Source organism: Paraburkholderia tagetis (genome assembly GCF_022213065.1).
Classification (GTDB): domain Bacteria; phylum Pseudomonadota; class Gammaproteobacteria; order Burkholderiales; family Burkholderiaceae; genus Paraburkholderia; species Paraburkholderia tagetis.
Map to the genome: position 1 here is coordinate 1 of NZ_JAKLJA010000100.1, position 4706 is coordinate 4706.

Consider the following 4706-nt stretch of genomic DNA (forward strand, 5'->3'; position numbering starts at 1 on the left):
GATTCGTGCAGGCGTGCTCAACCGCATGGCGGCACTTGCACGCCCGCGGTCCGTTCGTACCGCCTGAGGTCGAAAACATGGAGGCCGCTTCGTCCTTATGCTCGATTTATGCAACAACGCCCCGGGCGGGCGAAATCATGGAAACCGAAGCTAGACCTGCTCGCGTTTCTGAATTCGCTGTGAGCCACGGGATTTATGTGGCAATGCAGTGGCGGGTGCGTTCGCTTGCACAAGGCCAAACGCGAAATTATCGACATAAAACGAGGCTCGAGATACTGTGCAGTATCTGGTGCACCAGATACTGCACAAGTTACGCGTATTTATCGAGCACCTGCGGCTTTCAATGACCAGCGCGCCATGGGACGCACTCGATTTCGCCGATGTACGCGAGAAGGCCGCCTGAGGGCGCCGATGAGCCGGTCGGGACATTCGTGGCGTGGCCGCTGCGCTGACGATCCTGACCGCGCGCCAGTTCTCGACCCTACAGTACTATTCCTCTTGCTGCTTCCTGCGATTAGTTCAGAACCCGAGCACTCCACCTATTGACCCGTCCGGATTTTCGGCCTCGACTCTCAACGAAGAATATCATCTAAAAAATATCGCCTGCTAAACTCATGGAAAATTCTCCGAAAGATAGTCGAGAAATGCCGCTACCCGAGCAAAAGCGTGAACTTGCGGTGGCGTGACCACGTCCAGGTAGATCGGGGTAGCGTCCCATCCCGGCAAGACTTCTACCAACTCTGCGCGGCGCAGTGCATCTTGCACGACAAGCTCCGGCTGCAATGCGATGCCGAGACCTGCCAACAACGGCGGCAGAAGCGATTCGGCGCTGTCCGTTCGCATTCTGGCACTAATCGTTTTGCGGAATTCTTCGCCGGACGAATGACGGAAACACCACGATAGTGCGGTGGTATCGCTCGAATAGCCAAAGCACGAATGCTTTTCCAAGTCTCGTGGGTGATCGATTGGTGCATGCTGGGCCAGATAACTCTGGCTTGCGACAAGTCGGCGTCGCACGGCGAACAGTTTGCGATATTGACCGTGTGAACGCGTGGAGGAATTTTCCAGTTCTGTGACTCGAAAAGTCACATCGAAGCCACTACCATTTTCGTCCACCACGGGGCCAGCGAACGAAACAGCGAGCTCCATGTCAGGGTAACGCGCGAGGAACCCGGACATAAGTGGGGCGATGTATGCCAGACCCAAAGGCATTGGGGCTGAAATGCGTAGCAACCCATTCGGAACTTGAGTGCTCGATGAATTTTCTGCTTCGATCAACTCTCCCTCCCTGACGATGGATTCCGCACGCTTCATCGCGCGCTGCCCAGTTGGCGTCAGGGAAACCCGGCGTGAACTACGGTATAGAAGAGTCGTGCCGAGGCGCTTTTCGAGTCGTGCGATTGCCTTTGACACAGTCGGTTGAGACACACCGAGCTTTTCGGCCGCTTTCGCGAATGAGCCCGCCATGGCTACATGTGAAAAAATAGCCCACGCCTCGAGATCGGGAAGATTCTGCATAGGAATGTTGAATAAATTGATGCGCTGCTCTACATCGATATGTCAGGTTGTTTCCTGGGTCTTCAGATTTATGATATTTTTAATTCTCACCGAAAATAGGTCATCCATTAGAGGATTCGGCTGCATAACCCCGGGAACTCCAGAATTGAGTATAAGCAGGGCGTCCATGCCTGAGAAGGCCGTCAGGCTCGAACATAATGTTCGCTTCGCCAGAACGATCGGTGCAAGAGACAGGGTGAAAGATACATGCAACAAGCTGACCGCCCGATTGCATAATCCATCGCAACGCCGGGAGGCGGAGCAGGGAGTTCGGAAATAGTCCTTTCGGCAATTTCTTGCTGGCAGTCGTCGCGACAATGGCGCACACTTGATCATGGCGTCATGGGTGATTTGGTATCTAGCGATGGAACACGCCGAAATAGCCAACGGGGGTATGGCCGGGCTTGCCACAAGTTCTGGTGCAGATGTCCCCCGTAGAAGTCGTACGGAAGGATACCAAATAAAAAGGACTGGATATCTATGGAATTTTTTTCTCAGATATTGGCGGCTGACGATGCACGTTACTGCGCAATGATTGCAAATGATCTCAGTGCGCTTTCCAGTCTTTTGGATGCGGAGTTGTTATATACGCATTCATCTGCAGTTACCGAGACCAAAGAAGAGTATCTGGAATCGCTGCGCTCTGGCCGAGTGGTTTACCATTCCGCTACTCGATCGCGGGAAATTCTTCGAGCAAGCGAAGGGGCCGTTGTTATGGTCGGTCATGTGATTATCAAAGCGACCGTCGACGGCATTGACCGCATTCTCGATAACCGATTTACCACAGTCTGGGTCAAAAAACATCAGACATGGAACCTGCTTGCGTGGGCGTCGACCCCAACGCCCAAAGTCATGGGATAGGCGTGAATTTTCCCGTAGAGCCAGATTTCGGATGGGCGGGGGCACCGTTGCCATGCCATGAGAAGGCACGAGCCCTGGACGGGCCCGTGCGGGACACTGTCAGGTGCGATCGTACGAGAACTGGATGCCGGCGGTTCCGCCGGTCTCGATGAACAGGTTGATGAATGCGGGAACCGTGTCACTGCGTGCCCAGTCGCGCTGCAGTTCGCAGAACAGTTGCGCGACGCTGATCATCTTGCCACCTGCCTGCTCGATCCTGCGAAGCGCCGCTTCGTGGGCGGCAACGGACGTTCCACCCACGGCATCGACGACCACATAAACCTCGTAGCCTTCCTTGAGTGCGTCCAGCGCCGGAAACGTCAGACATGCCTCGGTCCACAGCGCGGTCATGATCAACTTCTTACGGCCGGTTGCCTTGACGGCAGCGCGGAATTCGACGTCTTCCCATGAATTGATCGAGGTGTGTTGGCGGCTTTGTAAATCCGACACTAAACGGCGGCGCAAGGTCGAGTAAATCGCTCAACAATGGAACGGCAGCCGACGCCGGCCGCCGGTACGAGTCGATTCAGATCGGTTCCGAGAGATCGTTGATGTCGCCGAGGTTCGGTGCAGGCCATCGCTGTCGGCGGATCAACTCGATCACGTCTTCGCCGTAACGTAGCCAGATGCGCGTGCGCAGATCGTTGAGCAACTCGTACACGGCGAGTGCCTGCTCCGGAGACCAGTTCGTGTCGATCAGGAAGTCCAGCCCGCAGGACAGCCCAGAGGGTAACGGGGTGCGCCTGCTCATGGCTTTTTCTCCGGGCGTGAAGCGCTACGTTTGCGGGCGCGTTGCTCGGCGCGCTCCTTTGCCTCCTTGACGCGATACGACTCTCCCTCGATGGCGATGACCTCAGCACGATGCACGAGGCGATCGACCAGGGAGACCACGCATGCAGCATTGGGGAACACCTCTGACCAGTCAGAGAATGCTTTGTTGGTTGTGACCACCGTACTTGCGGCACCATATCTGCGGCTCACCAGCTCGAACAGCAGGTCAGCGTAACGGTTCGAGTAGGCCAGGTATCCGACCTCGTCAATGACGAGCAGCGCAGGTGATGCGTAGTATCCGAGGCGCCGGCGCAGCGCTGCATCGCTGTCGGCGGCGGCCAGATCGCCCAGCATCTTGCCAGCCGTCGTAAAGAGCGCCGTGTAGCCATGGATGAGCGCCTGGTACGCCACGTTCAGTGCGAGTGTCGATTTGCCCACGCCGTTCGGGCCGATGAACACGGCGTTGGACTTCTCCTTCACGAACTCCAGCGCCATCAGTTCCTCGACGGCAGCGCGGTCGCAACGCGTGGGCCAGTTCCACTCGAAGTCGGCCAGCGGCTTGAAGCTGCCAAGGCGCGCGGCACGGATGCGCCGCTCCAGCGAGCGGCGCGTGCGCTCCTCCTCTTCCCACTGCAGCAGCGGTCCGAGCCACGGTTCGCCCAGTACCGCGGACCAGTGAGCAAGCAACCCGTGCAACCTTAACTCGCTGGCGCGTTCGCGCAGGATGTCAGTCATGCTTGTCGTCATCGTGTCCTCCGGTAAGCTGATCGTAGATTTCCAGGCGGTGCGGCGTGACCACTGCGTCCTTGCTGCGAATGTGCTCGGGCAGGTTCAGCGAGACCGGTGGTGGCGCCTGGCGCGCAATCCGTCGACGCTCGAGTGCTTCGCGCACCGGGTTCGGATGGGGAGCCGCGTCGCTGGCGAGTGTCTCCTCGATGGCGGCCTGCAGCTCGAGCGCGCCGTAGCAGTCGAGCAGTCGCAGCAACTGCGTGGTGATATTGCCGATGTTGCCGCCCACCTCGGCTGCGCGCAGCATCAGCGCACGCGAGGCCGGCGCGGCATGGGCCAGGTGGTCAAGGCCGCGATGCTGGCGTGCGGCGCGCTTGCGCTGGACCAGTTCATCGATATGGGCAGGGTTCTCGACCTGCTGGCCGCGATCGTAGCTACGCACATGCTCGGCCACAACGTCGGCGCCATCGAGAATGCGTACCCGGTGTGGATCGGCACGCACAGTGAGCGTGCGACGTACATAATCGGCCGGCACCGAGTAATCGTTGAGGTCGAACCGGACGTAGGGTGTCTTGCCGACGCTCGCGGGCTCCTGCAGGTCGCATTCATAAGGGTTGTCGGGCAGTGTGTCACGGATCGGCGTAAAGGAGCCGGGGATGATCGGCGTAAAGGAGCCAGCAGAACTGGTGTAAAACGCCCGATTCGAACGGGCTCAAGAATGCGGTTTTTTGCCGTTTTTGGCAACCGCA

5 protein-coding genes and 1 pseudogene are annotated in these 4706 nt (G+C 58.1%); 1 reads left to right on the plus strand and 5 read right to left on the minus strand.

Features of this window, described 5'->3' with window-relative positions; all coding sequences use genetic code 11:
• Positions 1-612: 612 nt before the first annotated feature.
• Entirely contained in the window at positions 613-1518 is a 906-nt protein-coding gene (locus L5014_RS38260; RefSeq protein ID WP_238469050.1) for a LysR family transcriptional regulator, read from the minus strand.
• Between the two features lie 519 nt (positions 1519-2037).
• Between L5014_RS38260 and L5014_RS38265 the strand changes: the two genes are divergently transcribed.
• Positions 2038-2418 carry a nuclear transport factor 2 family protein gene (locus L5014_RS38265; RefSeq protein ID WP_238469051.1) on the plus strand — a complete coding sequence of 127 codons (381 nt, stop codon included), beginning with the start codon at positions 2038-2040 and terminating at the stop codon, positions 2416-2418.
• 99 nt (positions 2419-2517) lie between these two features.
• On the opposite strand, the pseudogene L5014_RS38270 reads toward L5014_RS38265, so the two are convergent.
• The 4 genes and pseudogenes from L5014_RS38270 to L5014_RS38285 all read right to left on the minus strand — a co-directional run.
• Positions 2518-2880, minus strand: a pseudogene (locus tag L5014_RS38270) (isochorismatase family protein); the annotation flags it as partial.
• A 103-nt stretch (positions 2881-2983) separates the two neighbouring features.
• Positions 2984-3208 (minus strand): hypothetical protein, encoded by a 225-nt coding sequence (locus tag L5014_RS38275; RefSeq protein WP_028221460.1) that lies wholly within the window; start codon positions 3206-3208, stop codon positions 2984-2986.
• Positions 3205-3975, minus strand: coding sequence for an IS21-like element helper ATPase IstB (gene istB, locus L5014_RS38280; RefSeq protein ID WP_238469052.1), 771 nt, complete (start codon positions 3973-3975; stop codon positions 3205-3207). Before istB ends, L5014_RS38275 begins: the two co-directional genes overlap by 4 nt.
• Positions 3956-4618 carry a Mu transposase domain-containing protein gene (locus L5014_RS38285; protein ID WP_420800210.1) on the minus strand — a complete coding sequence of 221 codons (663 nt, stop codon included), beginning with the start codon at positions 4616-4618 and terminating at the stop codon, positions 3956-3958. Before L5014_RS38285 ends, istB begins: the two co-directional genes overlap by 20 nt.
• Positions 4619-4706 lie beyond the last annotated feature (88 nt).

Coding starts and splice junctions, on each gene's coding strand:
- L5014_RS38260 (WP_238469050.1), bottom strand. CDS start 1,518: ATGCAGAATCTTCCCGATCTCGAGGCGTGGGCTATTTTTTCACATGTA.
- L5014_RS38265 (WP_238469051.1), top strand. CDS start 2,038: ATGGAATTTTTTTCTCAGATATTGGCGGCTGACGATGCACGTTACTGC.
- L5014_RS38275 (WP_028221460.1), bottom strand. CDS start 3,208: ATGAGCAGGCGCACCCCGTTACCCTCTGGGCTGTCCTGCGGGCTGGAC.
- istB (WP_238469052.1), bottom strand. CDS start 3,975: ATGACGACAAGCATGACTGACATCCTGCGCGAACGCGCCAGCGAGTTA.